The 22588-nt window shown below is 70.9% G+C and carries 25 protein-coding genes; 10 read left to right on the top strand and 15 right to left on the bottom strand.

Annotated features, from left to right (window positions below):
• Positions 1 to 213: 213 nt before the first annotated feature.
• Positions 214 to 774, bottom strand: coding sequence for a PH domain-containing protein (locus tag ACZ6O0_RS13935; RefSeq protein WP_465765228.1), 561 nt, complete (start codon positions 772 to 774; stop codon positions 214 to 216).
• Between the two features lie 46 nt (positions 775 to 820).
• Between ACZ6O0_RS13935 and deoC the strand changes: the two genes are divergently transcribed.
• From deoC to ACZ6O0_RS13915, 4 genes are read left to right on the top strand one after another with little or no spacing between them, the layout of a single operon-like run.
• Positions 821 to 1777 carry a deoxyribose-phosphate aldolase gene (gene deoC, locus ACZ6O0_RS13930; RefSeq protein WP_465765227.1) on the top strand — a complete coding sequence of 319 codons (957 nt, stop codon included), beginning with the start codon at positions 821 to 823 and terminating at the stop codon, positions 1775 to 1777.
• Positions 1778 to 1780: 3 nt separating this feature from the next.
• On the top strand, positions 1781 to 3217 hold the full coding sequence (locus tag ACZ6O0_RS13925; protein WP_465765226.1) for an aldehyde dehydrogenase family protein: 1437 nt from the start codon (positions 1781 to 1783) through the stop codon (positions 3215 to 3217).
• Positions 3207 to 4082, top strand: coding sequence for an aldehyde dehydrogenase family protein (locus ACZ6O0_RS13920; RefSeq protein ID WP_465765225.1), 876 nt, complete (start codon positions 3207 to 3209; stop codon positions 4080 to 4082). Before ACZ6O0_RS13925 ends, ACZ6O0_RS13920 begins: the two co-directional genes overlap by 11 nt.
• Positions 4083 to 5096 carry a S66 family peptidase gene (locus tag ACZ6O0_RS13915; RefSeq protein ID WP_465765224.1) on the top strand — a complete coding sequence of 338 codons (1014 nt, stop codon included), beginning with the start codon at positions 4083 to 4085 and terminating at the stop codon, positions 5094 to 5096. It begins immediately after the preceding gene.
• Here the strand turns inward: ACZ6O0_RS13915 and ACZ6O0_RS13910 are convergent.
• Positions 5093 to 5710, bottom strand: coding sequence for a hypothetical protein (locus tag ACZ6O0_RS13910; RefSeq protein ID WP_465765223.1), 618 nt, complete (start codon positions 5708 to 5710; stop codon positions 5093 to 5095). The two genes, ACZ6O0_RS13915 and ACZ6O0_RS13910, sit on opposite strands and share 4 nt — an antisense overlap.
• A 17-nt stretch (positions 5711 to 5727) precedes the next feature.
• A complete protein-coding gene (locus ACZ6O0_RS13905; RefSeq protein WP_465765222.1) occupies positions 5728 to 6744 on the bottom strand; it encodes a serine/threonine-protein kinase in 1017 nt (338 codons plus the stop codon).
• A gap of 55 nt (positions 6745 to 6799) precedes the next feature.
• Here ACZ6O0_RS13905 and ACZ6O0_RS13900 point away from each other — a divergent pair, with 55 nt between their 5' ends.
• A complete protein-coding gene (locus tag ACZ6O0_RS13900) occupies positions 6800 to 7339 on the top strand; it encodes an RNA polymerase sigma factor (RefSeq protein ID WP_465765221.1) in 540 nt (179 codons plus the stop codon).
• Between the two features lie 40 nt (positions 7340 to 7379).
• Here ACZ6O0_RS13900 and pepN read toward each other — a convergent pair whose 3' ends face one another.
• From pepN to ACZ6O0_RS13885, 3 genes are read right to left on the bottom strand one after another with little or no spacing between them, the layout of a single operon-like run.
• Positions 7380 to 9821: an aminopeptidase N gene (gene pepN, locus ACZ6O0_RS13895; RefSeq protein WP_465765220.1), complete on the bottom strand. Its 2442-nt coding sequence runs from the start codon at positions 9819 to 9821 to the stop codon at positions 7380 to 7382.
• Entirely contained in the window at positions 9799 to 10194 is a 396-nt protein-coding gene (locus ACZ6O0_RS13890) for a hypothetical protein (protein ID WP_465765219.1), read from the bottom strand. Before ACZ6O0_RS13890 ends, pepN begins: the two co-directional genes overlap by 23 nt.
• Positions 10195 to 10203: 9 nt before the next feature.
• Positions 10204 to 11283, bottom strand: coding sequence for an FAD-dependent oxidoreductase (locus ACZ6O0_RS13885; protein ID WP_465765218.1), 1080 nt, complete (start codon positions 11281 to 11283; stop codon positions 10204 to 10206).
• Positions 11284 to 11366: 83 nt separating this feature from the next.
• Here ACZ6O0_RS13885 and ACZ6O0_RS13880 point away from each other — a divergent pair, with 83 nt between their 5' ends.
• Positions 11367 to 12071, top strand: coding sequence for a TetR/AcrR family transcriptional regulator (locus tag ACZ6O0_RS13880; RefSeq protein ID WP_465765217.1), 705 nt, complete (start codon positions 11367 to 11369; stop codon positions 12069 to 12071).
• On the opposite strand, the gene ACZ6O0_RS13875 is transcribed toward ACZ6O0_RS13880, so the two are convergent.
• Complete coding sequence (locus tag ACZ6O0_RS13875; RefSeq protein ID WP_465765216.1) at positions 12068 to 12943, bottom strand: LysR family transcriptional regulator; 876 nt, start codon at positions 12941 to 12943, stop codon at positions 12068 to 12070. The two genes, ACZ6O0_RS13880 and ACZ6O0_RS13875, sit on opposite strands and share 4 nt — an antisense overlap.
• Positions 12944 to 13034: 91 nt before the next feature.
• Between ACZ6O0_RS13875 and ACZ6O0_RS13870 the strand changes: the two genes are divergently transcribed.
• Positions 13035 to 13361 (top strand): hypothetical protein, encoded by a 327-nt coding sequence (locus ACZ6O0_RS13870; RefSeq protein ID WP_465765215.1) that lies wholly within the window; start codon positions 13035 to 13037, stop codon positions 13359 to 13361.
• Here the strand turns inward: ACZ6O0_RS13870 and ACZ6O0_RS13865 are convergent.
• The 7 genes from ACZ6O0_RS13865 to ACZ6O0_RS13835 form a co-directional block, all read right to left on the bottom strand.
• Positions 13264 to 13770 (bottom strand): YkvA family protein, encoded by a 507-nt coding sequence (locus tag ACZ6O0_RS13865; RefSeq protein WP_465765214.1) that lies wholly within the window; start codon positions 13768 to 13770, stop codon positions 13264 to 13266. The two genes, ACZ6O0_RS13870 and ACZ6O0_RS13865, sit on opposite strands and share 98 nt — an antisense overlap.
• 39 nt (positions 13771 to 13809) lie before the next feature.
• Positions 13810 to 14487, bottom strand: coding sequence for a neutral zinc metallopeptidase (locus tag ACZ6O0_RS13860; RefSeq protein ID WP_465765213.1), 678 nt, complete (start codon positions 14485 to 14487; stop codon positions 13810 to 13812).
• 98 nt (positions 14488 to 14585) lie between these two features.
• Entirely contained in the window at positions 14586 to 15533 is a 948-nt protein-coding gene (locus ACZ6O0_RS13855; RefSeq protein WP_465765212.1) for a S1C family serine protease, read from the bottom strand.
• A gap of 10 nt (positions 15534 to 15543) precedes the next feature.
• Positions 15544 to 16482, bottom strand: a complete 939-nt coding sequence (locus tag ACZ6O0_RS13850; protein ID WP_465765211.1) for a VWA domain-containing protein — start codon at positions 16480 to 16482, stop codon at positions 15544 to 15546.
• Positions 16479 to 17417: a DUF58 domain-containing protein gene (locus ACZ6O0_RS13845; protein WP_465765210.1), complete on the bottom strand. Its 939-nt coding sequence runs from the start codon at positions 17415 to 17417 to the stop codon at positions 16479 to 16481. The genes ACZ6O0_RS13850 and ACZ6O0_RS13845 overlap by 4 nt, the downstream gene beginning before the upstream one ends.
• Positions 17417 to 18403: an AAA family ATPase gene (locus ACZ6O0_RS13840; RefSeq protein ID WP_465765209.1), complete on the bottom strand. Its 987-nt coding sequence runs from the start codon at positions 18401 to 18403 to the stop codon at positions 17417 to 17419. The genes ACZ6O0_RS13845 and ACZ6O0_RS13840 overlap by 1 nt, the downstream gene beginning before the upstream one ends.
• Entirely contained in the window at positions 18400 to 18597 is a 198-nt protein-coding gene (locus tag ACZ6O0_RS13835) for a hypothetical protein (protein WP_465765208.1), read from the bottom strand. The genes ACZ6O0_RS13840 and ACZ6O0_RS13835 overlap by 4 nt, the downstream gene beginning before the upstream one ends.
• A gap of 126 nt (positions 18598 to 18723) precedes the next feature.
• Here ACZ6O0_RS13835 and ACZ6O0_RS13830 point away from each other — a divergent pair, with 126 nt between their 5' ends.
• Genes ACZ6O0_RS13830 through ACZ6O0_RS13820 form a run of 3 tightly spaced genes read left to right on the top strand, consistent with a single transcriptional unit; the run spans position 18724 to position 21132 of the window.
• Positions 18724 to 19416, top strand: coding sequence for a response regulator transcription factor (locus ACZ6O0_RS13830; RefSeq protein WP_465765207.1), 693 nt, complete (start codon positions 18724 to 18726; stop codon positions 19414 to 19416).
• On the top strand, positions 19413 to 20669 hold the full coding sequence (locus ACZ6O0_RS13825; protein WP_465765206.1) for a sensor histidine kinase: 1257 nt from the start codon (positions 19413 to 19415) through the stop codon (positions 20667 to 20669). The genes ACZ6O0_RS13830 and ACZ6O0_RS13825 overlap by 4 nt, the downstream gene beginning before the upstream one ends.
• Before the next feature lie 31 nt (positions 20670 to 20700).
• Positions 20701 to 21132, top strand: a complete 432-nt coding sequence (locus ACZ6O0_RS13820; protein WP_465765205.1) for a hypothetical protein — start codon at positions 20701 to 20703, stop codon at positions 21130 to 21132.
• On the opposite strand, the gene ACZ6O0_RS13815 is transcribed toward ACZ6O0_RS13820, so the two are convergent.
• Positions 21129 to 22580, bottom strand: coding sequence for an FGGY family carbohydrate kinase (locus ACZ6O0_RS13815; protein ID WP_465765204.1), 1452 nt, complete (start codon positions 22578 to 22580; stop codon positions 21129 to 21131). The two genes, ACZ6O0_RS13820 and ACZ6O0_RS13815, sit on opposite strands and share 4 nt — an antisense overlap.
• Between the last annotated feature and the right edge of the window lie 8 nt (positions 22581 to 22588).

Here is a 22588-nt window from a genome sequence, read left to right as displayed (position 1 = left end):
CCACCCGCCGACTTTCTCCCGCCGAACCGCAACTGCTCGGCAACCATCCGCCGCCCGCCCACAATCGATGCGCACAGCAACATCTTCGAAGTCGTCGCGGCGACCGAGGACCTGGTTGTCCGCAAAGTGCCGGTAGAGCGCCGTCCGCACCCCCGTTTCGCCAGCAACGGCAGGAGTTCCTGGTCGAGCATGGCCGGCGGGAGACCGACGGCATCAGCGCAGGACGGCCGCCACGACGGCGACGACCGCGAGGACGCCGATGATGATCAGTTCGGGGCGGGCCCAGGTGGTGACGATCTCGCCGCCGGGCCGGTCGCCGTACTGGGTCATGTGGGTCTCGATCCGGTCGACGACGAAGTCGGCGCGGGAGATCGAGCTGTCGGCCGGGAGCTTGGCGCCGCCGACCCGTTGCTTGCGGACGTCACGCATGACCAGGACGACGCCGGGCGCGCGGAACTTCTCGTCGCCGGCGTGCACGCGCAGGATGTCGGCGACGTCGACCCCGGTCACCCTGGACCACGGGATCATGTGGTCGCGCAGGTGGTTACGCAGCAGGATGTGTTCAGGGCTGAGGGTGACCGACGGCCGCATCAGGAAGACGTAGGCGAGCACCATCAGGATGCCGATCACACTGCCGACCAGCACGCCGCTGGCCGTCCGCCACTCCAGCACGATGTCGAGCAGCGCCAGGACGCCGATCCCGACCACCAGCCCTCCGGTGATCCGGTTCGACGTCGACAGGTACCGCTCGGTGTCCGATGACTTCGACTTCACCTGCACAAAGTAACTGGCTGTCCAGAACAGCACTAGACTGCCCAAGGTGACCACTCTCGACAGCGGCGTCGACTCGTTGGCCGACGTGACCTCGTCCGAGGACCGGCTGCGCCGGTTCCTGCTCGGCCTGCCGGGCGTCGACCAGGTCGGCGCCGAGGCCCGGGCCGCCACTCTCGGCACCCGGTCGATCAAGACCACCGCGAAGGCGTACGCGCTGGACCTGGCGATCAGCATGATCGACCTGACCACGCTGGAGGGGCAGGACACCCCGGGCAAGGTGCGGGCCCTGTGCGCGAAGGCGAAGCGGCCCGACCCGGCCGACCCGACCGCGCCGCAGGTGGCCGCGGTCTGTGTCTACCCGGACCTGGTGGCGACGGCCAAGCACGAGCTGCGCGGCTCCGGCGTCAACGTGGCGAGTGTCGCAACCGCCTTCCCCAGTGGGCGTTCCAGCCTCGCGATCAAGGTCCAGGACACCAAGGACGCGGTCGCGTCCGGCGCCGACGAGGTCGACATGGTGATCGACCGCGGCGCCTTCCTGTCCGGCCGGTACGGCCTGGTCTTCGACGAGATCGCCGCGATCCGCGAGGCGGCCGGCGACGCGCACCTGAAGGTGATCCTCGAGACCGGCGAGCTGGTCACCTACGACAACGTCCGGCGCGCGTCCTGGCTGGCGATGCTGGCCGGCGCCGACTTCATCAAGACGTCCACCGGCAAGGTGTCCCCGGCGGCCACGCTGCCGGTGACCCTGGTGATGCTGGAGGCGGTCCGCGACTACCACGAGGCCACCGGCCTGCACATCGGCGTCAAACCGGCCGGCGGGATCCGGACCGCGAAGGACGCGATCAAGTACCTGGTCACGGTCAACGAGACGGCCGGACCGGACTGGCTGGACCCGGAGCTGTTCCGCTTCGGGGCGTCCAGCCTGCTGAACGACCTGCTGATGCAACGCACCAAGCTGGCCACCGGGCACTACCCCGGCCCCGACTATTTCACGCTGGACTGAGGCATGAGCAGATTCGAGTACGCACCGGCCCCGGAATCGCGGGCGATCGTCGATATCAAGTCGTCGTACGGGCTCTTCATCAACGGAGCCTTCACCGACGCGACGGACGGCAAGCCGTTCAAGACCATCTCGCCGGCGTCGGAGGAGGTGCTGGCCGAGGTCAGCGAGGCCGGTCCGGCGGATGTGGACAAGGCTGTGCGGGCCGCGCGGAAGGCGTTCGAGAAGGTCTGGGGCCCGATGGCCGGCCGCGACCGGGCGAAGTACCTGTTCCGGATCGCGCGCCTGATCCAGGAGCGGTCGCGTGAGCTGGCGGTGCTGGAGTCGCTGGACAACGGCAAGCCGATCCGCGAGTCCCGGGACGTCGACATCCCGCTGGTGGCCGCGCACTTCTTCTACTACGCCGGCTGGGCGGACAAGCTCGAGTACGCCGGGGTCGGTGACGACCCGCAGCCGTGGGGTGTCGCGGGTCAGGTGATCCCGTGGAACTTCCCGATGCTGATGCTGGCGTGGAAGATCGCCCCGGCACTGGCCGCCGGCAACACCGTCGTGCTCAAGCCGGCCGAGACCACCCCGCTGACCGCGCTCGCGTTCGCGGAGATCTGCCAGCAGGCCGACCTTCCGCCTGGCGTGGTGAACATCGTCACCGGTGCCGGCCGGACCGGCCAGGCGCTGGTCGAGCACCCGGACGTGAACAAGGTCGCCTTCACCGGGTCGACCGCCGTCGGCCGGTCGATCGCGAAGTCGGTCGCGGGCTCGGACAAGGCGATCACGCTGGAGCTCGGCGGCAAGGCGGCGAACATCGTCTTCGAGGACGCGCCGATCGACCAGACCATCGAGGGCATCGTCAACGGCATCTTCTTCAACCAGGGCCACGTCTGCTGCGCGGGTTCGCGGCTGCTGGTCCAGGAGAGCGTGTACGACGAGGTCCTGTCCCGGCTGAAGCGCCGGATGGGCACGCTGCGCGTCGGCGACCCGCTGGACAAGAACACCGACATCGGCGCGATCAACTCCTCGGCCCAGCTGGCCAAGATCCGCGAGCTCTCGCAGATCGGTGAGGACGAGGGCGCCGAGCGGTGGTCGCCGGAGTGCGAGCTGCCGCCGCAGGGGTACTGGTTCCCGCCGACCGTGTTCACCGGGGTGTCCCAGGCACACCGGATCGCCCGCGAGGAGATCTTCGGCCCGGTCCTGTCGGTGCTGACCTTCCGGACGCCGGCCGAGGCGGTCGAGAAGGCGAACAACACTCCGTTCGGGCTGTCCGCGGGGATCTGGACCGACAAGGGCTCGCGGATCCTCTGGATGGCCAACCAGCTGCGCGCCGGCGTGGTCTGGGCCAACACGTTCAACCGCTTCGACCCGACCTCGCCGTTCGGCGGCTACAAGGAGTCGGGCTACGGCCGCGAGGGCGGCCGCCATGGTCTGGAGGCCTACCTTGCCCACTAAGGACGGAGTGCGGCTCGAGGTGCGCAAGACGTACAAGCTCTACATCGGCGGCGCCTTCCCGCGCAGCGAGTCGGGCCGCTCCTACGTGGTGACCGATGCCAAGGGCAAGTTTCTCGCCAACGCGTCGCAGGCGTCCCGCAAGGACGCCCGGGACGCGGTCGTCGCGGCCCGCAAGGCGTTCGGCGGCTGGTCGGCCCGGACGGCATACAACCGCGGCCAGGTGCTCTACCGGATCGCCGAGGTGATGGAGGGCCGGCACGAGCAGTTCAGCTCGGAGGTCTCCCGGTCCGAGGGTCTGTCGATCAGCAAGGCCCGCGCGGTCGTGGACGCGGCGGTCGACCGCTGGGTCTGGTACGCGGGCTGGGCCGACAAGCTGGCCCAGGTGGTCGGCTCGAGCAACCCGGTGGCCGGCCCGTACTTCGACTTCTCGTTGCCTGAGGCAACCGGTGTGGTCGCGGTGCTGGCGCCGCAGGACTCCAGCCTGCTCGGCCTGACCAGCGTGATCGCGCCCGCGATCGTCTCCGGCAACACGGTCGTCGCGGTCTCGTCGTACGAGCGTCCGCTGCCGGCCATCACGCTGGGCGAGGTGATGGCGACCTCCGACGTGCCGGGTGGCGTGGTCAACCTCCTCACCGGATCGGCGTCGGAGATCGGCCCGTGGCTGGCGTCGCACATGGACGTCAACGCGATCGACCTCTGCGGGATCGAGGACCCGGACGAGGCCCGCGACCTGGAGGCCGCCGCGGCCGAGAACCTCAAGCGGGTGCGCCGTCCCGCCGACGAGGACTGGTCCGAGTCCCCGGGCCTGTCCCGCCTGACGCAGTACCTGGAGCTGAAGACCGTCTGGCACCCGATCGGAGTGTGAATGGTCCAGCCAGGTGACCGGGTGGCGATCGTCTCGCCGTCGAGCGGGCTGCCGGGGCTGTTCCCGGCGCCGTACGAGCTCGGCCTGCGGCGGCTGCGCGACGACCTCGAGCTGATCCCGGTCGAGTACCCGACGACCCGGACGATGGGATCCACTCCGGAGGAGCGGGCCGCCGATCTGCACGCCGCCTGGTCGGATCCGTCGATCAGCGCGGTGATGGCGTCCATCGGTGGCGACGACCAGCTGACCGTGCTGAAGCACCTCGATCCAGCGGTCTTCCAGGCGAACCCGAAGCCGTTCTTCGGGTTCAGCGACAACACGAACCTGCTCAACTTCCTGTATTCGCTGGGGTTGCCGGCCTTCCACGGCGGCAGCGTGATGATGCACCTGGGCCGCGGCGGTGCCATGCACCCGGACTCCGAGCGGTCGCTGCGGGCCGCGCTGTTCACCCCCGGCGACTTCGACCTGACCCCGGCCGAGAGCTGGCAGGACCACGACCGCGACTGGAGCGAGCCGAAGTTCCTGGAGACCGAGCCGCCGGTCTTCCCCGGCACCGGCTGGACCTGGAACGGCACCCAGCCGGTCAGCGGGCGGTTGTGGGGCGGATGCGCGGAGATCCTCGACTGGCAGCTGGCGGTGGGCCGCTGGATGCTGCCGGTGGACTCCTACGGCGGCGTGCTGTTCCTGGAGACCAGCGAGGAGCTGCCCACCGCCGAGACTGTCTACCGGATCCTCCGCAACTTCGGTGAACGCGGCCTGCTCGAGCGGTTCGACGCCGTGCTCTGGGCGCGCCCGAAGTCGTGGTCGCTGGACCAGCGCCTCACGCCGGAGGAGTCCGTTGCCTACGTCACCGGGCAGTACCTCGCGGTCGACCGGGCGCTCGCCGAGTACAACCCGAATGCCCTTGTGGTGAAGGGCCTCGACATCGGCCACACCGACCCGCAGCAGATCCTCCCGTACGGCGGCCAGATCCGGATCGACCCGGCCGCGGAACGGATCACGGTCACCTACTAACGCACGACTGTCCTGGTCAGGGCCGGGTTGGGATCGGGGTAGCAGGAGACGGGCGCGGTGGTGGTGAGGAACTTCCACTTGATCTTGGCCTGCAGGGTGAGCCCGGGATCGTCGTAGCTGGTGCCTTTGAGCCTGGTCTCGATGGCCGATCCGCGCCGGCCGGACTTCAGCCGGACGCTGAGCGTCGGCAGCTGGTAGTTCGCGCCGCCCGCGATCGGGCCGGCGACCTTGATGACGGCGACACCGCGGTCGAGCTGGACGGTCGGCGTGGAGTTGAGGCCGGACCCGCCGCGGAGGTCGGCACTCACGTACGACGAGTTGGCCGGGATCGGGATCCGCAGCGAGAGGTCGCGGACCTCCTGGAGCTTGAAGCCCTTGACCTCGCTGGGCAGCGATCCGGGCTTGAGGTCGACAGCGATCGTGAAGCGGGTGTTGGGACGCACGGTGGCCGGTGCTTTCGCGTCGACACCCTGCCGCAACGACAGCGAGTGCTGACCGAACTTGGTGTTCGCGCGGCAGGCATAGCTGGCGACCGGTGCGGCCGCCCCGGCGGTAGTGGTTGTAACGAGGAGTGGAAGGACGGCGAGCAGCACGACAATGCGGCGAGTAGCCATATGACTACTCTATGCAATCAGCGACCGAACAGGTACCAGCCGCCCACGCCGGCGAGCACGAACACGACCGGCAGCGCGAGCAGGAACAGCGCCCGGTGGCGGCGCCGGCGGCGTACCGGCGGGTCGGTCGCGACGGTGGTCGGGAGGTCGTCGTCGGTGATGCTGGTCCGCTCCGCCGCCCGCAGCGGCGCCTCCTGCTCCAGCCGGTACGCCTCGGCCTCGAGCCGCTCGGCGAGCGTGTCGGCCCGCTCCCACCGCTCGGGGACCCGATAGGCCAGCGCGCGGGCCATGATGTCGTCGAGCTGACCGACCGAGTCGTGCAGCTCCTTCCGCAGACTCGGCGGCGGGAGATCCGGGTCCCGGTTGAGCACGTCGCCGATCGAGGCCGCGGCGTACGGCGGATGCCCGGTGATCAGCGCGTACGTCACCGCACCGACCGCGTAGATGTCCGCCCGCTCGTCGAACCCGCCATCGCCACGCCCCTGCTCAGGAGCCATGTACGACGGCGTGCCGACGGCCTGGGTCAGCCCGGACGCCTCGGCGGCCCGCTTCGCCAGCCCGAGGTCGGCCAGCACGATCCGGTGCGTACCGCCACCGGACTCGTCGCCCTGGTTGGGCCGGAGCAGCAGGTTCGCCGGGGTGACATCGCGGTGCACGACGCCCTCGCTGTGCAGGGCGGCCACCGCCCGGGCCAGGTCCGCACCCCACCACAACGCGTCCACGGCATCCAGCGGCCCGTGCCGCAGGACATCGCCCAGCGTGCCACCGCCGACATAGTCCATCACGAAGTACGGACGGCCGTCCGGGAGCTTCCCGAGGTCGAACACCCGGACCACGCGGTCGCTCGCGATCCGGCGCATCAGCCGGGCCTCGGACAGGAAGCGTTCCCGCACGTCGGCGCGCGACGCCCAGTTGTCCGCCAGGATCTTCACGGCCACGTCGACATCGAGGTCGTCGTCGTACCCGCGCCAGACCGTCGCGAACGCGCCAGCGCCGATCTTGTCCTGCAGCCGGTAACGCCCGATGACATCCATCCCGGCTATTGTCGTTCACAGGTGAGCTCATTTGTGAACACCACCCTGGGGGAGCATGAACGAGGAGCTGGAAGATCTGGCCGCCCGTGCCGCGACGGGGGACCAGACCGTCCTGCCACAACTCCTGCAGGCGATCCGGCCACAGGTGCAGCGCCGGGTGGCCAAGTTCCTGCCGTACCGCGAGGACGCCGAGGAGGCGGTCCAGGACACCCTGCTCCAGGTGGCCAACAAGATCCACACCTTCAAGGGCACCGGGACCTTCGCCGGCTGGGTCACGATCGTGGCCACGAACCAGGCCCGGCAGACCTACCGCACGCTGAAGCGGCGCTCGGTCGAGCAGTCCGCCGAGGTCCTGCCGGAGTCCGTCGACCCGCGGACGACGTCGGTGATCGCCGGTTCCCGTCTAGACCTGCTGGAGGCGCTGGAGTCGCTCGAGTCCAGCCATCCCCAACTGGTCCAGCCGCTCGTCCTGCGTGACCTGGGCGCCCTGACGTACGCCGAGATCGCGGACGAGCTCGATGTCCCGCTCGGCACGGTCAAGGCCCGGATCCACCAAGCCCGCAAGGCCGTCGCCGAACGCCTCATGGTGCGCTGACCCAACCCACAGGATCGTCGTCGCCCCGGTCCGCTCCGCGCTAGCCGAACGTACGGCGTACCTCCACCGCCCGGCGCAGGTCGTCGAGGAAGTTGGCCGTCTGCCGGCGGACGCCCGGCCCGACGTTCTCGTCGGCGATCAGCTCCTCGGCCGGGGCGATCAGATCCGCGTCGATCGCGAACCGCGGTGCGATCCGGTGCACCGTCAGCGCGACCACCATGCCGGCCCGGATCTCGGCGGTCTGCGGGATGTCGGTGAAGAACCGCCGCACGTACGGCGCGGTGATCGCGGCCTGACCCGGGTGCCAGAAGCCCTCCGCCGTGGCGAGCAACTCCTTCACGCCGATCGCCGGGTCCGTCATGATCCGCGTCCAGGCGGCCTCCTTGCCGTCCGGCAGGGCGGCCCGGCACCGGGCGGCCTGGTTGACGCCCTCGGTCGACGTGTCGCGCACCAGCTCGGCGTCGATCTCCGCCGCCCCGAACGCGTCCAGCTGCACGAGCCGGAGGACGAGCGACCAGCGCAGATCCGCGTCGATCTCCAGGCCGGGTGGCACGCCGGCACCCTCGAGCCAGGACCTCAGCAACTGCGCGTCGTCCGTGGTCGCGATGAACCCGCGCGCGGTGACCAGCTGCAGGCTGCTGCCCGGCGCGGTGCTCGCCAGCTTGTTGCTCAGCGCATCGGCGACCGGGCCGCGGTACTCGTCGTACGGAAGGTAGCCGCCGAGGAGCCGGTCCTCGACCCAGCGGGCCAGCGAGCCGACGGCGATATCGCTGTCCTCGTGCGGAAGCGCGGTGACGAACAGGTCGAGCGCCTGGCGCGGGTCCAGCTCGGCGCTCATCGTGGCGTCGCGGATCGCGTTCCAGATCACCGCGCGGGTAGTGCTGTCGGCGATCTTCGGCAGCACGGCCGGAAGGTTGGCAAGGCTGGTCGCGTCGAGCCGGATCTTCGCCCAGGTGTCGTCGTTCGCGTCCGGCACGATCACCGCGAGATCGTTGCTGAGTGCAACTTCCACGGCATCCTGGTCGAGGACGACGTCGACGATCGACGCCGCGCCGCTCTCGTCGTACCCGCCGACGCTCAGCTTGTGCAGCCGTCGCGAGCCGTCCGGGCTCTGGCGGCGCAGGACGACCCCGGTGCCGGTGCGCTCGACCGTGATCGTGTCCGGGCCGGACGTCCGCAGCCACTGCGCGGACCAGTTGTCCAGGTCGTGGGCGCCGGCCTCGGTGAGCTTCTCGATGAACTCGTGCAGATCGGCGTTGCCGTACTCGTGGGCCTCCAGGTGCGCGTTGACCCCCTTCAGGAACACGTCGTCGCCGAGGTACTTCGCCAGTTGCTTCAGCACCGCGGCACCCTTGGCGTACGAGATCCCGTCGAAGTCGTCGAGCGACTGGCGCGCGTCTTTCAGGCTGTCCGGCGCGACCGGGTGCGTCGAACTGCTCTGGTCCGTCTGCAGGCCCCACCACTTCCGCACGAAGGCGAAGTCGGTCCAGTTGCCGCCGTAGCTGGTCGCGTCCTCGGACACCCGGTGCGCCATGTACTCGGCGAACGACTCGTTCAGCCACATGTCGTTCCACCACTTCATCGTGACCAGGTCGCCGAACCACATGTGCGCCATCTCGTGCACGACGATCCGGGCGCGGGTACTGCGTTCGGCCTCGGTCGCCTGGCTACGGAAGACCAGGTGGTCGGCGAACGTCACGCAGCCCGGGTTCTCCATCGCGCCGAGGTTGAAGTCGGGGACGAACGCCTGCCAGTACTCACCGAACGGGTACCGCTCGCGGAACATCCGGTGGTACTCGTCGAAGGCCTCCCGGGTGGTCCGGAACAGGTCGTCGGCGTCCCGCTCGAGGGAGTCCTTCAGCGACTGCCGGCAGGCGAGTCCGAGCGGGATCCCGTCGTACTCGCTGCTGATCTGGTGGTACGGGCCGGCGACGATCGTGACGAAGTACGACGACAGCGGCTTGGTCTCCGCGAGCGTCCACTCCCCCGGCGCGGTCCGCGTGGCGGCGCCGTTGCCCATCACCACCCAGTCCTCGGGGCACCTCACCGTGATCGCGTACGGCGCTTTGAGATCGGGCTGGTCGAAACACGGGAAGTACCGCGGCGCCGACTCCAGCGACGACATGCCGTACGTGTACACCCGCCCGTCCGCGGCGTCGACGGACCGCTGCAGACCCTCACCATCCGCGGAGTAGTTCATCTCCGCGGTCACCACGACCTCGTTCTCCGCCCGCAACCCGGTCAGGGGAAACCGGCCGTCGTCCAGCAGCGCCGGGTCCAGCTCCTGCCCGTTCAGCACGACGCCGATCAGCCGCGCCGGCTTCACATCGACCCAGGTCGCGCCGGTCGTGGCGCCGAACCGCAGCGTGCTCGTGACGCCGAAGGTCGTCTCGTCACCGGTCAGATCGAAGGCGACCTCGGCCGAGCGCACGGTCAGCGCGGCGGCGCGCTCCCGGGCTTCACTGACTGTCAGGGCGGGCATGCGTCTCCTCGGTGGGTACGGCGGCAGCCGCGAGCTGTGCTACCGCCTTGACCTGGGTGTTGGTCGTGGACCGGAGAACGTGGGCGATCAGCTCCGCGTCCTCCGGTTCCGCCAGGCTAGTCAGCACATTCAACGCACTCACGTGGTCGAACCCGGGCTGGATCTCCGCATCCCCCTCGACCGGTGGCCGGGACAGGATCTCCCGCGCGACCACCCGCACCTCGCCGCCCAGCGGTTCCAGCGGGTTCCCGCCGCTGAGTCGGGTGTACGCCGCGGCCACCTGGTACATGTTCAGTGCCCGGCAGACGGTCGCGATGTTCTCGCTGTGCAGCAACGCACTGAACGCCTGCAGCGGGATGGCCTCGTCGGTCATACCCGCACGCTAGTCGACCGGCTCCGGCTGGAAGAACCGCAGGACCTTCTGCGCCGCGTCCGGGCCGGTCAGCAGCTCAGCGGCCGCTGCCGACTTCTTCGCGGTCGCGGCGGCGCGGGACAGCATCGCCGGTTCGTAGTCGGTCACCGCGGCCTCCAGATCACCCGGGTGTGCCGCGATGGCCCGGCCGAGGTCGGCGGCATCCAGCATGGCCAGGTTGGCCCCCTCGCCGACCGGCGGCATCAGATGGGCGGCGTCGCCGAGCAGGGTGACACCGGGCCGGCGCGGCCAGGTCAGGCCGATCGGCAGCACGGTGACCGGCCGCACCACGAGCGGCTCGTCACCGGCGGCCCACAGCCGGCGGAACTTCGGATGCCAGCCGTCGAGCAGGTCGCTGTCGAGGTCAGGAGTGCCTTGAACCGAGATACCGAGCCTGATGGTGCCGTCACCGTTGCGCTGGCCGGCCAGCAGCCGGTCCGGGCCGAACACCCAGTAGTTGCCGCGGCCAACCATTTCGGCCAGTTCGGGCTGGGTGCGGTCGGCCTCGTGGATCGCTCGCTCGATCAGGGTGCTGCCGCCGTACCGGGGCTGCGCGTCGGTGAGCAGCGAGCGGACGCGGGAGTTCGCGCCGTCCGCTCCGACGAGCAGGTCGCACTCGATCACGTGGCCATCGGCGAAGGACACGACGTACCCACCGGCCCGGGCTTCGGCGTGACTGAAGACGCTGCCCCAGCGAACGGTGCCTTCCGGAAGCGAAGCGAGCAACAGATCCCGCAGATCCGCCCGGTCGATCTCCGGGCGCGCCATCGGCGCATCGTCCGGGGTGTCCTCCTGGAGCAGCAGCGTGCCGGTGTGATCCAGCAGCCGCATGTCCTGGCCTTCGCGGCGGGCGACCGCGAGGAACTGCTGCTCCAGGCCGGCGGCGCGCAGGGCGGCCTGACCGGTGTCGGCGTGCAGGTCGAGCATGCCGCCCTGGGCGCGGGCGTCCGGCCCGGCGTCGCGCTCGAACACGACGGCGTCGATGCCGTGGACGTGCAGGACCCGCGCGAGGGTGAGGCCGCCGGGGCCGCCTCCGATGATCGCGATCATCAGGAACTCCGTTCGATACGCCGTATCTGTCGATACACTGTATCGCGCGAGTCAGTGTATTGTTCAAGACTCGGAGGTGTGCGGTGGCAGACAGTCCCCTCGTCTGGGAGCGGCCCGAGCCGCCGGAGCGGCGCGCACCGAGCCCGTTGAGCCGGGAGCGGATCGTGCGGGCCGCCGTCACCCTGGCCGATGCCGAGGGCCTGGAGGCGGTGTCACTGCGGAAGGTCGCCGGCGCGCTCGACGCCGGCCCGATGCGGCTCTACCGGTACGTCGACACCAAGGATGAGCTGCTCGAGCTGATGGTCGACGCGGTGTACGGCGAGCTTCCGGCGCCGGCCGGGTCGACCTGGGCCGACGTACTGCGCTCCATCGCGAACGGGATCCGGGACGCCGCCCTGCGGCACGAGTGGTTCGCCGACCTGCTCGGCGGCCGCCCGCATTTCGGCCCGGCGACCCTCGCGCACACCGAGAGCTCCCTGGCCGCGCTCCGGGCGGCCGGGATCGACGACCTCGACACGATGATGGGCGTGCTCGAGGCGCTCGACCTCTACCTGATCGGTGCCGTGCGCAAGGAGGTCACCGAGCGCCGCGCCGAACGCGCCACCGGCCAGGACGAGCGGGAATGGCAGGCGAAGACCTTCCCGTACCTGGCCCGGATGTTCGCGGCCGGCCACTACCCCACCCTCGAGAGAACCATCCACGACGCCCGCCACCGGTCCGCCGCCGAGGTGTTCGAGCTGGGTCTGGGCTACCTCCTGGACGGCATGTCGCACCGCCTCCAGGGCTAGCTGGTCGCCGCCGCGTGCAAATGGGCCGCCAAGAGGTGGGCGGAGTCAGGGGCGTTCGCCGCGTAGCAGAGCAAGTGCGCCCGGGTGGACCAGGCGTCCTGGAGCGGGCAGATCTCGACGGCCGTGCTGGCGTCGACGGCCCGGCGGGGCACGATCGCGAGACCGGCGCCGGCGGTGGCCAGGGTGATCAGGGTGTGCAGGGTGGGTACGACGGTGCGGTAGCGGGGGGCCGGGGCGTGCGGACCGAGACGTTCGTCCATCCACTGGGTGAGTGGGGAGTTGCGGTCGAGCCCGACCAGGGGATGCTCGGCGACTTCGGCGTACGCGATCGAGGTGCGGCCGGCGAGAGTGCCGCCGGCCTGGCCGATCACGACCAGGGAGTCGTCGGCAAGTGGCTCGGTCCGGAGGTCGGTCGGTTCGTCGTCGAGGATGACGCCGAGGTCGGCCTCCCCGGCGGCGAGCAGGCGGACGCTGCGGACGGTCCGGCGCTCGTGCACGGTGACGTCGTACTCGGGCTGGTCGCGGAGGAACGTGGCGAGCGCGACCGGGACGAGCTGGTGCATCGCGGACCCGCCGGCGACCAGACGGATCGGGGCGGAGCGGGAGACGGCGTACGACGCGACCGCGCTGTCGAGCCGGATCGTCTCGGCGAGGACCTCGCGGGCGTGCCGGGCCAAGGTGGCGCCCGCGGGGGTCAGCCGGACGCCGCGGCGCTCGCGCACCAGCAGCGGTACGCCGGCCTGGACTTCGAGCGCTCTGACCCGCGCGCTGGCTGAAGGCAGACTGAGGTGCATCACCCGCGCGCCGGCGGTGATCGAGCCCTCTGCCGCGACGTGAGTGAAGAGCCGGAGGTCGTCCAGGTCGTACCGCACGAGCTCAGCCTACGGCTCAGACTGAGGCTGGCTACGGAGATCGCGCATTGTGGAGTGCCCGCCGGGCCGTGATCCTCGAACTGTGTTCCTGATGAACCGCGCTCGGCTCGCGATGGCCTACCAGGCGTGTGAAGTCGCCGACCTGGCCCGGTCGGCGGTGGTCCTGGAGGATCCCGCCGAGGCCGTCGCCCGGGCCGAGCTCGTCCTCGTGGCCGCGCATCAACTCCTCGCGGCCGCCGGGCGGCTCGTCGAGCCCGCGGCGCCGACGGACCCGCTGCAGTCGTTCGCCTACGAGCACCCCGAGGAGGCCGCGGCCGACATCACCGACTGGCTCCGCCGCTGCCGTACTCCCGAGGACCCGGCAGACCTTCCCGCTGACGTTCGCGCTCCCGGTGCAGGTAGAGACCCGTCGCGGTAGACACACTGGTGAGCAGCCAGACCACCACGCCGGCGTCGTCGGTCACGCCGAGGATCGGCAGCAGGTCCGGGAGGATGTCGATCGGCGAGACCAGGTACACCAGCGCGAGCACCCACAGGAACATCCGGCGCTGCGGCAACTCCCCGTAGGTCCCCTGCCGTGCCGCCCGGATCAACCGCGGCAGCGCCCGGGCCCGATCGACCACGTTCCCGACCGGCACCGGCTCCCCGCGCGCGACCTTCCGCCGCCGCACCCGCCGACGCCAGACCACTCCCAGCGCGCCGATCCCGAGGCCCAGCACCAGCAGGCCCCCGCCGATCCCGGCGGCCGGCAGCCCGGCGATATCCCCGTCCCGGAACACCAGGGTCAGAAGCCCGATCAGCCCCAGCACTCCACCGAAGTACACCATCCCCCAACTGTAGGGTGCACAACCTGAACGCGCCGGGCGTCACCTGATGCAGGCGCCGACTCCCTCGGTGGCACCGAGGCTGAAGGCAGCCGTCCGCTCTTCGATATCGCCGTGGTCCCGCTCGTTCGTCCAGGGGTAGTCGTCGGCGACCGCTGCGAGCGTCTGAGCGAGCTCCTCGGCGTCACCGGGCTCGAAAGTGAGCGCTCCGTCGTTCACCGCACCCTGCAGCGCGGCTCCGGCGAAACAGTCCGCCTGAAGCTCCGCCTGCACCGAGACCAGGTCGGAGTTCAGCCGCGCCTGGATGGCGTGTCCCCACTCGTGGGCGATGATCAGATAGACCCACGCATCACCGATCTGGTTGTAGCCGGACGCCATCAGGTTCTGGTCCCAGGCGATGAAGTCGCCGGGCTGGCAGTAGAACGCGTTGAACGCCACCGACGGCTCCCCACCGCACGACGGTCCGTCGGTGCCGACGTACGGACCGGCGATCCGCGGCGGGACGTACTGCTCGCCGAGGATGTCGGCGGAGTGCTGTCGCCAGAACTGGTCCACCGCGGTGACCGCCGCCTGCTCGTCCTTGGTCATCGCGTCGCGATCGACCTCCTCGAGCGACGCGGGCGTGGTCGGCGGGGCGTCTTCGAAGGTCGGAGGGGTCGTGATCTGGCACCCCACGGCGGCCGGCACCAGGAGCAGCCAGGCGAGCTTGCCCATCCTCATGTCGCCGTCAGCTCCTTCCGGGGTTGGTCGGCTCTCCGGCCACTGTGCTGGGCATCCGGCGCGTCGGCGTCACCCGCGCCGGACGAGATGTCCGGGTTTCAGTCGAGCAGGTCCTCGACGATCGTGGTCATCCGGTCGACCGGGATGGCGAAGCCGATGCCGATGTTGCCGGAGCGGGAGGTGCCGAGGGTGGCGATCGCGGTGTTCACGCCGACGACCTGACCGGCCGCGTTGACGAGCGGGCCGCCGGAGTTGCCGGGGTTGATGGCGGCGTCGGTCTGGATCGCCGACTGCCGGGTGCCGTTGTCGCCGAAGCGGGCCTGCCGGTCGACCGCGCTGACAATGCCCGCGGTCACCGTCCCTTCCAGCCCGAGTGGTGAGCCGACGGCCAGCACCGGGTCGCCGACCCGCAGCTGTGCGGACCGGCCGAGCGTGAGCGCGCGCAGTCCCTCGGCATCGGCGGCCGCGACCTGGAGTACGGCGAGGTCGTTGTCCTCGTCGGCCCCGATGACCTCCGCGTCGACGGTACGTCCGTTCGACAGGACCAGGGATACATCGCTCGCTCCTTCCACCACGTGCGCATTGGTGACTACGTGCCCTTGCTGGTCGATCGCGAACCCCGACCCGGTCGCCCGCCCGGCCCGCACCGACACCACTCCCGGCAACACACTCGCCGCCGCGGCCGAGATCGATCCCTCCGCCGCCGCCGGCGGAGCTCCCACCTGCGGCAACTCCACCGCGGACTGCGGATCCCGCGAGCCGGTCACCGCACCGGCCAACCCACCCGCCGCGATCGAGAGCGCGAGCGTGCCGACGAGTACGGCGCCACGCCGTGCACCCCTGCGGGGTGGGGCGACCGTCACCCCGGCCGGAGGTGCCGCCACCGGAGTGGGGGGAACCGGGACGGCAACCGGGGTGACGGCGAATGTGGACGGCGGAGCGCCGGAGGCCGGCGGCGCGGGCGGGACAGCCCGCGCCGCCGGCATCGGGGGTGGGCCGGGGATGTAGTCGGGGCCGCGGAAGGGGTGGCCCAGGTGTGGGGGCATGGTCGGGTCCTTAGGGGAGGCGGGAGAACCAGAGGAGGGAGGCGAGGGCAGCCAGGAGGGCTGCGGCGAGGGCTGTTCCGGCGACCAGGTTGGTGATCTCGCGGGGTTCGGTGGTCCAGCCGATCGACGACTGCAGGTCGGAGTAGACGTCCCGCAGTTGCTCGTCACTCTCGGCGGCGTAGAACGAACCGTTGGTCGCGTCGGCGAGGCCCTTCAGCGCCTCGGAGTCCGCGGGGACAGGGATCGTCCGGCCCTCGAGGTTCACCGTGCCCTCCGGCGTTCCGTACGCGATCGTCGACACCGGTACGCCGGCCTGCTCCGCCGCCTGCGCCGCCTCGTCGATCGGCCGCCCGGCCGTGTTGCCGCCATCGGACAGCAGCACGATCCGGCTCGGCGGCGGGTCGTCCGGGTCGATCGTCCGTACCGCCTGCAGGCTGGTCAGGACGGCCTCCCCGATCGCGGTGCTGTCACTCAGCTCCAGCCCGTTGATCGCGTCCACGGTCGCCTGGTGGTTCGTGCTCGGCACCGCGACCACCGTCGCGGTCCGCGCGAACGACACCAGCCCGACGTTGAACTTCGCCGGCAGGTCCCGGACGAACTCCACCGCCGCCTGCTTGGCGACCTCGAACCGGTTCGGCGCCACGTCGGTCGCCGCCATCGAGTTTGACACGTCCATCGCGACCAGCACGGTGGCCCGCTCGCGCGGGACCCGGATGTCCGCGACCGGCCGTGCGATCGCGATCGTCAGCACGGTCAGCGCGGCGAGGAAGGCCACGGCCGGCGCGTGCCGGCGCCAGCCGGGCCGCGTGGGGGCGACCTTCTCCAGCATCGGGAGGGTCGCGAACCGTACGGCGTACTTGGTCCGCCGGCGCTGGGCGATCAGGTACGCCGCCACCAGCGCGACGACCAGCACCAGCAGCCAGAGCCACAGTGGTTGCTCGAATCTCATCGGATACCGGTCCTCCCGGTCGGGTGCCGCCGGGTGCCGGCCCGCTTGCGGGCGGTGGCGAAGGCGGCGACGTCACGGACCCAGTCGGTGTCGGTGCGCAGTACGAGGTGCGCGGCACCGGCGGCCCGGATCGCCTGGGTGGTCAGTTCACGGTGCGCGGCCATCGCCTCGGCGTACCGGCGCCGCAGCTTCTTGCCGGCGGTCTGTACTTCGCGCCGCCGCCCGGTCTCCGGGTCGACCAGCGTGAGCAGGCCGACCTCGGGCAGTTCGAGCTCGCGCGGGTCCAGCACCTCGACCGCGATCACCTCGTGCCGCGCGGCCAGCCGGCGCAGTGGTTCGGCCCAGCCGTCCTCGTGGAAGTCGGACACGACAACACGCAGTCCGGGCCGGCGGTGCTCGCGGTTCAGCCGGGTGATCGCGGCACCGAGATCGGTCCGCGGATATTCGCCCGGCGTTGCCCTGGGCAACGACAGCAGCGTCCGCAACGACCGGCGGAGCTGCACCGCACCACCGGCGGCCGGCAGCCGGCGCAGTTCGTTGCCTAGAGCAATGCGCACGCCGAGCCGGTTGCCGGGGCGATCGGACAGCAGACCGACCGCTCCGACGACGGCGACGGCCAGGTCCCGCTTCTCGCTGAGCGCGGTGCCGAAGTCCATACTCGCGGACGCGTCGAGCAGCGCCCAGGTCTCCAGCTCGCGCTCGGCCAACGGCGCCCGGACGTGCGGCTCCAGCGAGCGGGCGGTGACGTTCCAGTCCATCCGTCGTACGTCGTCCTGGCCCGCCTGATACGGCCGTGCCTCGTTGGGCTCGCTGCCGGGACCGCTGCGCAGGCCGGTGATCTCGCCGTGCAGGAACCCTTCCAGCTTGCGCTTTACCGACAACTCCAGCGCGCGCAACGCCCGCTCCCGGCCGGCCAGCAGATCAGGACCGGTCATCACGCCGCCGAACCCTGGGCGTCGTCGGCCGGGACCACGTGCGGTTGCTCGATGGTGTGCAGGATCCGGGCCACGACCGCGCGGGGGTCGACCCCGTCGGCGAGCGCGTCGAACGTCAGGACCAGCCGGTGGGCCATCACGTCGAGGGCGACGTCGTACACATCGGCCGGCAGGACGTAGTCCCGCCCACGCAGCAAGGCCAGCGCGCGGCCGGCCGCGACCAGGCCGAGCGTGGCCCGCGGGCTCGCGCCGAACTCCAGTACGCCGGCCAGATCGTCGATCCCGTACTGCGCCGGCACCCGGGTCGCGTGCACCAGGCGTACGACGTACTCCGCCACGGCATTGTGGACGAACACGTCTTCCGTTGCCTCTTGCAACTGTGCGACCTGCTCCGGACTGAGGACGGCGTTGGCGTGCGGCCGGTGCGCGCTCATCCGTTGCAGGATGGTCAGTTCCTCCAAGGGCGATGGGTAGTCGACCGTGATCTTCAGCAGGAAGCGGTCCCGCTGTGCCTCGGGCAGGGCGTAGACGCCGTCGGACTCGATCGGGTTCTGCGTCGCAAGCACGAGGAACGGCTCGGGCAGTTGGTAGCTCGTGCCGCCGATGCTGACCTGGTGCTCGGCCATCGCCTCCAGCAAGGCGGACTGCACCTTGGCGGGGGCGCGGTTGATCTCGTCCGCGAGGACCAGGTTGGCGAACACCGGGCCGAGTTCGGTGTCGAACCCCTCGGCGGACGGCCGCCAGATCCGGGTGCCGGTGATGTCGCCGGGCACCAGGTCGGGGGTGAACTGCAGCCGCGCGAACTTCCCGCCGATCACCTCGGCGAGCGTCCGAACGGCGAGGGTCTTCGCGACACCGGGCACACCTTCGAGCAGGCAGTGCCCACGGGCGAGCAGGCCGACCAGCATCCGCTCGACCAGGTGGTCCTGCCCGACGACGACCTTCTTGACCTCGAACAGCGCGTGTTCGAGCGTGGCCGCCGTCATGCGTTCCCAGCCGGGTTCTGGGCGCCACTCTTCTCCGGGCAATCATGCGAGGGCGACGGCGACGGAGTGGTCGCGTCGTCCTCGACCGTCACATAGCCCTGCTCGGGTGCCGGGTCGTCGGTCGCGGCGTACGCGACGCCGCCGGCACCGAGGGCCGCCACCACGATCGCCGCACCAAGGATCAGCCGTTTCATGAGAGTCTCCTTCGCATCGAGTGGTGCACAGCTCATCAAGTGGGTGCGAAAACGACCGGAAAGCAGAACGAAAGTCCGCCGAAAGAGCACCCCTGACCACGCGGTCCGTGCGGCTACCTTGGTTGCGTGCGACTACTGGTGGTGGAGGACGAGGAAGGCCTGGTCAGCGCGCTGCGCTCCGGACTCGGCCGGGCCGGGTACGCCGTCGACGCGGCGACGACCGGCGCCGAGGCGATGGAGAAGCTCGCGACCACGGCGTACGACCTGGCGATCCTGGACATCACCCTGCCGGACACCAACGGGCTGGACCTGTGCCGCGCGGTCCGGCGCGGTGAGATCGAGGTGGCGTCCGGCCGGGAGCTGCGGGTGCTGATGCTGACGGCGCGCGCCTCGCTGGCCGATCGCGTCCGCGGGCTCGACGAGGGCGCCGACGACTACCTGACCAAACCGTTCGCCCTGGTCGAGCTGCTCGCCCGGATCCGCGCGCTGCTGCGCCGCGACGTGACGAACGGCAGCACCCAGTTGCACGTCGGCGACCTCGTCCTGGACTCGTCCCGCCACCTCGCCACCCGCTCCGGCCGCGAACTCCCCCTGACGTTGAAGGAGTTCGGCGTACTGCGGTATCTGATGTCGCGACCCGGTCACGTCGTGTCGGCCGAGGAACTGCTCGAACACGTCTGGGACGAGAACGCGGATCCGTTCACCCAGAGCGTCCGGGTGACCGTCGGCACCCTGCGACGCAAACTCACCCAGGAAGGCGAGGAGCCCGTCCTGGAGACCGTGATCGGCCGCGGCTACCGGCTCCGAGGTGACACATGAAGCTCAAGCGACCGCCGTGGACGCAGACGATCCGGTTCCGGTTGACGGTGACGTACTCGGCGGTGCTGATCGCGTTGTCGGCGTTGCTGCTCGGCGGGGTGTACGTGGCGCTGGCGCAGATCCTGCATCCGGAGCCGCTGAACCAGATCCCGGTCAACAAGGTCTACAAGGATTCCGAGGGCGACCTCCACCTCAAGCCCGGTCAGGTGATCCAGGCCGCGGAGATCTCCAGCGTGCAGTCCGCGGTGAACTACCAGACGCTGCAGACCCTGCGGAACTACTCGGCCGTCGGGATGGCCGGGCTGTTCCTGGTCAGCCTCGGCACCGGCTGGTGGTTGTCGGGTCGCGCGCTCCGGCCGGTGCGGCGGATCACCGCGACCGCCCAGGAGATCTCGGCGACCGACCTGTCCCGCCGGATCGCGCTGGACGGACCGCAGGACGAGCTGCGGAACCTGGCCGACACCGTCGACGACATGCTCGGGCGGCTCGAGTCCGCGTTCGTGGCGCAACGTCAGCTGGTCGACGACGCGTCGCACGAGCTGCGCAACCCGCTCGCGGTGATCCAGGCGAACGTCGACGCCGTACTCGCGCACGACGACACCCCGCCGGAGGACCGCGCCCAGGCGACGGCGATCGTGAGCCGCGCGATCCAACGGATGACGCGGCTGGTCGAGGACCTGCTCGCCTCGGCGCGGCGGTCGTCGCCGGCGTTCGTCGACGCGGACGTGGACCTGGCCGCGATCGCGGGTGAGGCGGCCGAGGAGTACGAGCTGCTCGCGGCCGATCGCGAGCTGCACGTCGTACGACGTCTGTCCCCGGGGCCGACCGCGGCCGGGGACGCGTCGGCGCTGCGGCGGGCGGTCGACAACCTGCTCTCGAACGCGGTCCGGCTGGCCCGCGGCGGCAGCGAACTCGTCCTCGCCGTCGGCAGCCGCAACGGCTGGGCCTGGATCGCGGTCCGCGACGAGGGCCCGGGCATCGCGGCCGACGACGCCGACCGGGTCTTCGACCGCTTCTTCCGCGCCGGCCAACGGCAACATCCCGCGACCGTCCCGTCGACGGGTCAGCGCCGGGCCGGCCTCGGCCTGGCCATCGTCCGCCAGATCGCCGAGTCCCACGGCGGCACCGTCGCCCTCCACTCCGAGCTCGGCGTCGGCAGCACCTTCATCCTCTGGCTCCCCGAACGCTCCCTCACCAACACCACCCGCCGAACCCCCACCCCACCCGAAGAAGACCCCCTCGGCCCCCGGTAACACGCAGTCACCCGCCCCCGATAACCGGAGCATGACCGCCCCACCACCAGGCACAGCCGTGCCGCCCATGAAGCTCGGCGCGGTGGCCTACGGGCTCGTCGCGATCGCCCTGTTCGCGTCGGCTGTGGCGATCCTTCGGCACTACGGTCCGTACGCGGACGTGCGGGGCGGACCGCTCATCGCGACGGTCGCCGGGGTCGCGGTGTCGGGCGCACTGTTCGCCATCGGCGCCGTGACCCGGCGAGGCCTGGTCTCCTCCGACGGCCCGTGGATCTGCCGCAACGGCTGGATCGTCCTCGGCGGGGCGACCGTCGCACTCTCCGTCGTCGCGTTCCTGAGCAGCCAGGAGCTCCCGCCGTTCCCGACCGGCCCGGCGGTGTTCGTGCCGGCCTGGCTCCGTCGGCTCCACGAGTCGTACTACGAGGGCGTCGCCGAAGCCGAGCGGGACTCGGCCGTCTCCTAGCGGTTGTACGGGGCGGACAGGAGGGGCTGGGTGTTGGTGAGGACTTGTTCGTAGAGGGAGCGGACGTGGGCGGCCTGGGTGTCGGTCATCGCGGACGGCTCGGGTTTGCCGGCTGGGACCTGCCAGGTTGGTGGGGTGTCCGCGCCGGAGAGGGCCCAGGCGGCCTGGCGGGCGGCACCTAGGGCGACGTACTCGGCCGGCTCCGGCAGCACCACCTCGGCGCCCAGGAGGGCCGGTGCGAGGGCCTGTACGGCGCGTGAGCGGGCGCCGCCGCCGAGCAGCAGGACCCGGTGGACCGGGAGACCCTGGTTGCGGAGGGCGTCGACGGCGTCGGCGAGACCGCAGAGCAGGCCCTCGACGGCCGCGCGGGCCATCGTCGTGGGGTTGGCGGTGGCCCGGGTGAGCCCGTAGATCAGGCCGGTCGAGTGCGGGAGATCCGGCGTACGCTCGCCGTCCAGGAACGGCAGCAGGACGAGGCCCTCGCTGCCGGGCGAACCGATCGCGGCCTCGTCGAACGCGGCGAGGTCCAGACCGAGCAGCTCCGCCGTCGCCGACATCACCCGGGCGGCGTTGAGGGTGCAGACCAGCGGCAGGTACTCGCCGGTGGCGTCGGCGAACCCTGCGACGAGGCCACTCGGATCGGCGGTCGGGTGGGCCGACCGGGCGAACGCCGTACCACTCGTGCCGAGCGAGACCGCGACGTCGCCAGGCTGCAGGTCGAGGCCGAGCGCGGCCGCCGCGTTGTCCCCGGTGCCGGCGGCGATGGCCGCGCCGAAGGCTGTCCGGCCGACGACCTCGGCGGGGCCGGCGACGCGCGGCAGCTCGAGCGAGCGCCCGAACGCGAGCTCCACCAGGTCAGGCCGGTAGCTGTTCGAGGCCGGTGACCACCACCCGGTCCCGGAAGCGTCCCCACGGTCGGTGGTAATGCCCTCGATGCCCTGCCGGTCGGCCGCCAGCCGGTGCGTCATCCAGTCGTGCGGCAGCACGACGGCCGCCGCGCGCTCCGCGGCCGTACGCCGCGTCGCGTCGCCGTCGCTCGCCCCGTCCCGGACCCAGCGCAACTTCGTGACCGTGAACGACGGAACCGGCACCGACCCGACCGCCTCGGCCCACGCGCCCGGCCCACCGAGCTCCGAGACGAGCTCGACGGTGGCGTCCGCCGAACTGGTGTCGTTCCACAGCACCGCCGGGTGGACGACCTCGCCGGCGTCGTCGAGCAGGACCATGCCGTGCTGCTGGCCGCCGATCGAGATCGCCTCGACCCCGTCGAGCAGCCCGTCGGACGCGATCTCCCACGCCTTCCACCACTCGGCCGGGTCCACCTGGGTGGCATCCGGGTGCGGCGCCCGCCCCTCGCGGACCACGGCTCCGGTCTCGGCGTCGCACACAAGAACCTTGGTCGCCTGAGTGGAACAGTCCACACCGGCAACCAGTCTCTGCTCAGTCATGGACCCCA

It is taken from the genome of Kribbella sp. NPDC048837 (assembly GCF_055586945.1).
The sequence above is the reverse complement of the archived record's forward strand: the minus strand, read 5'-3'. Positions and strand labels throughout refer to the sequence as shown.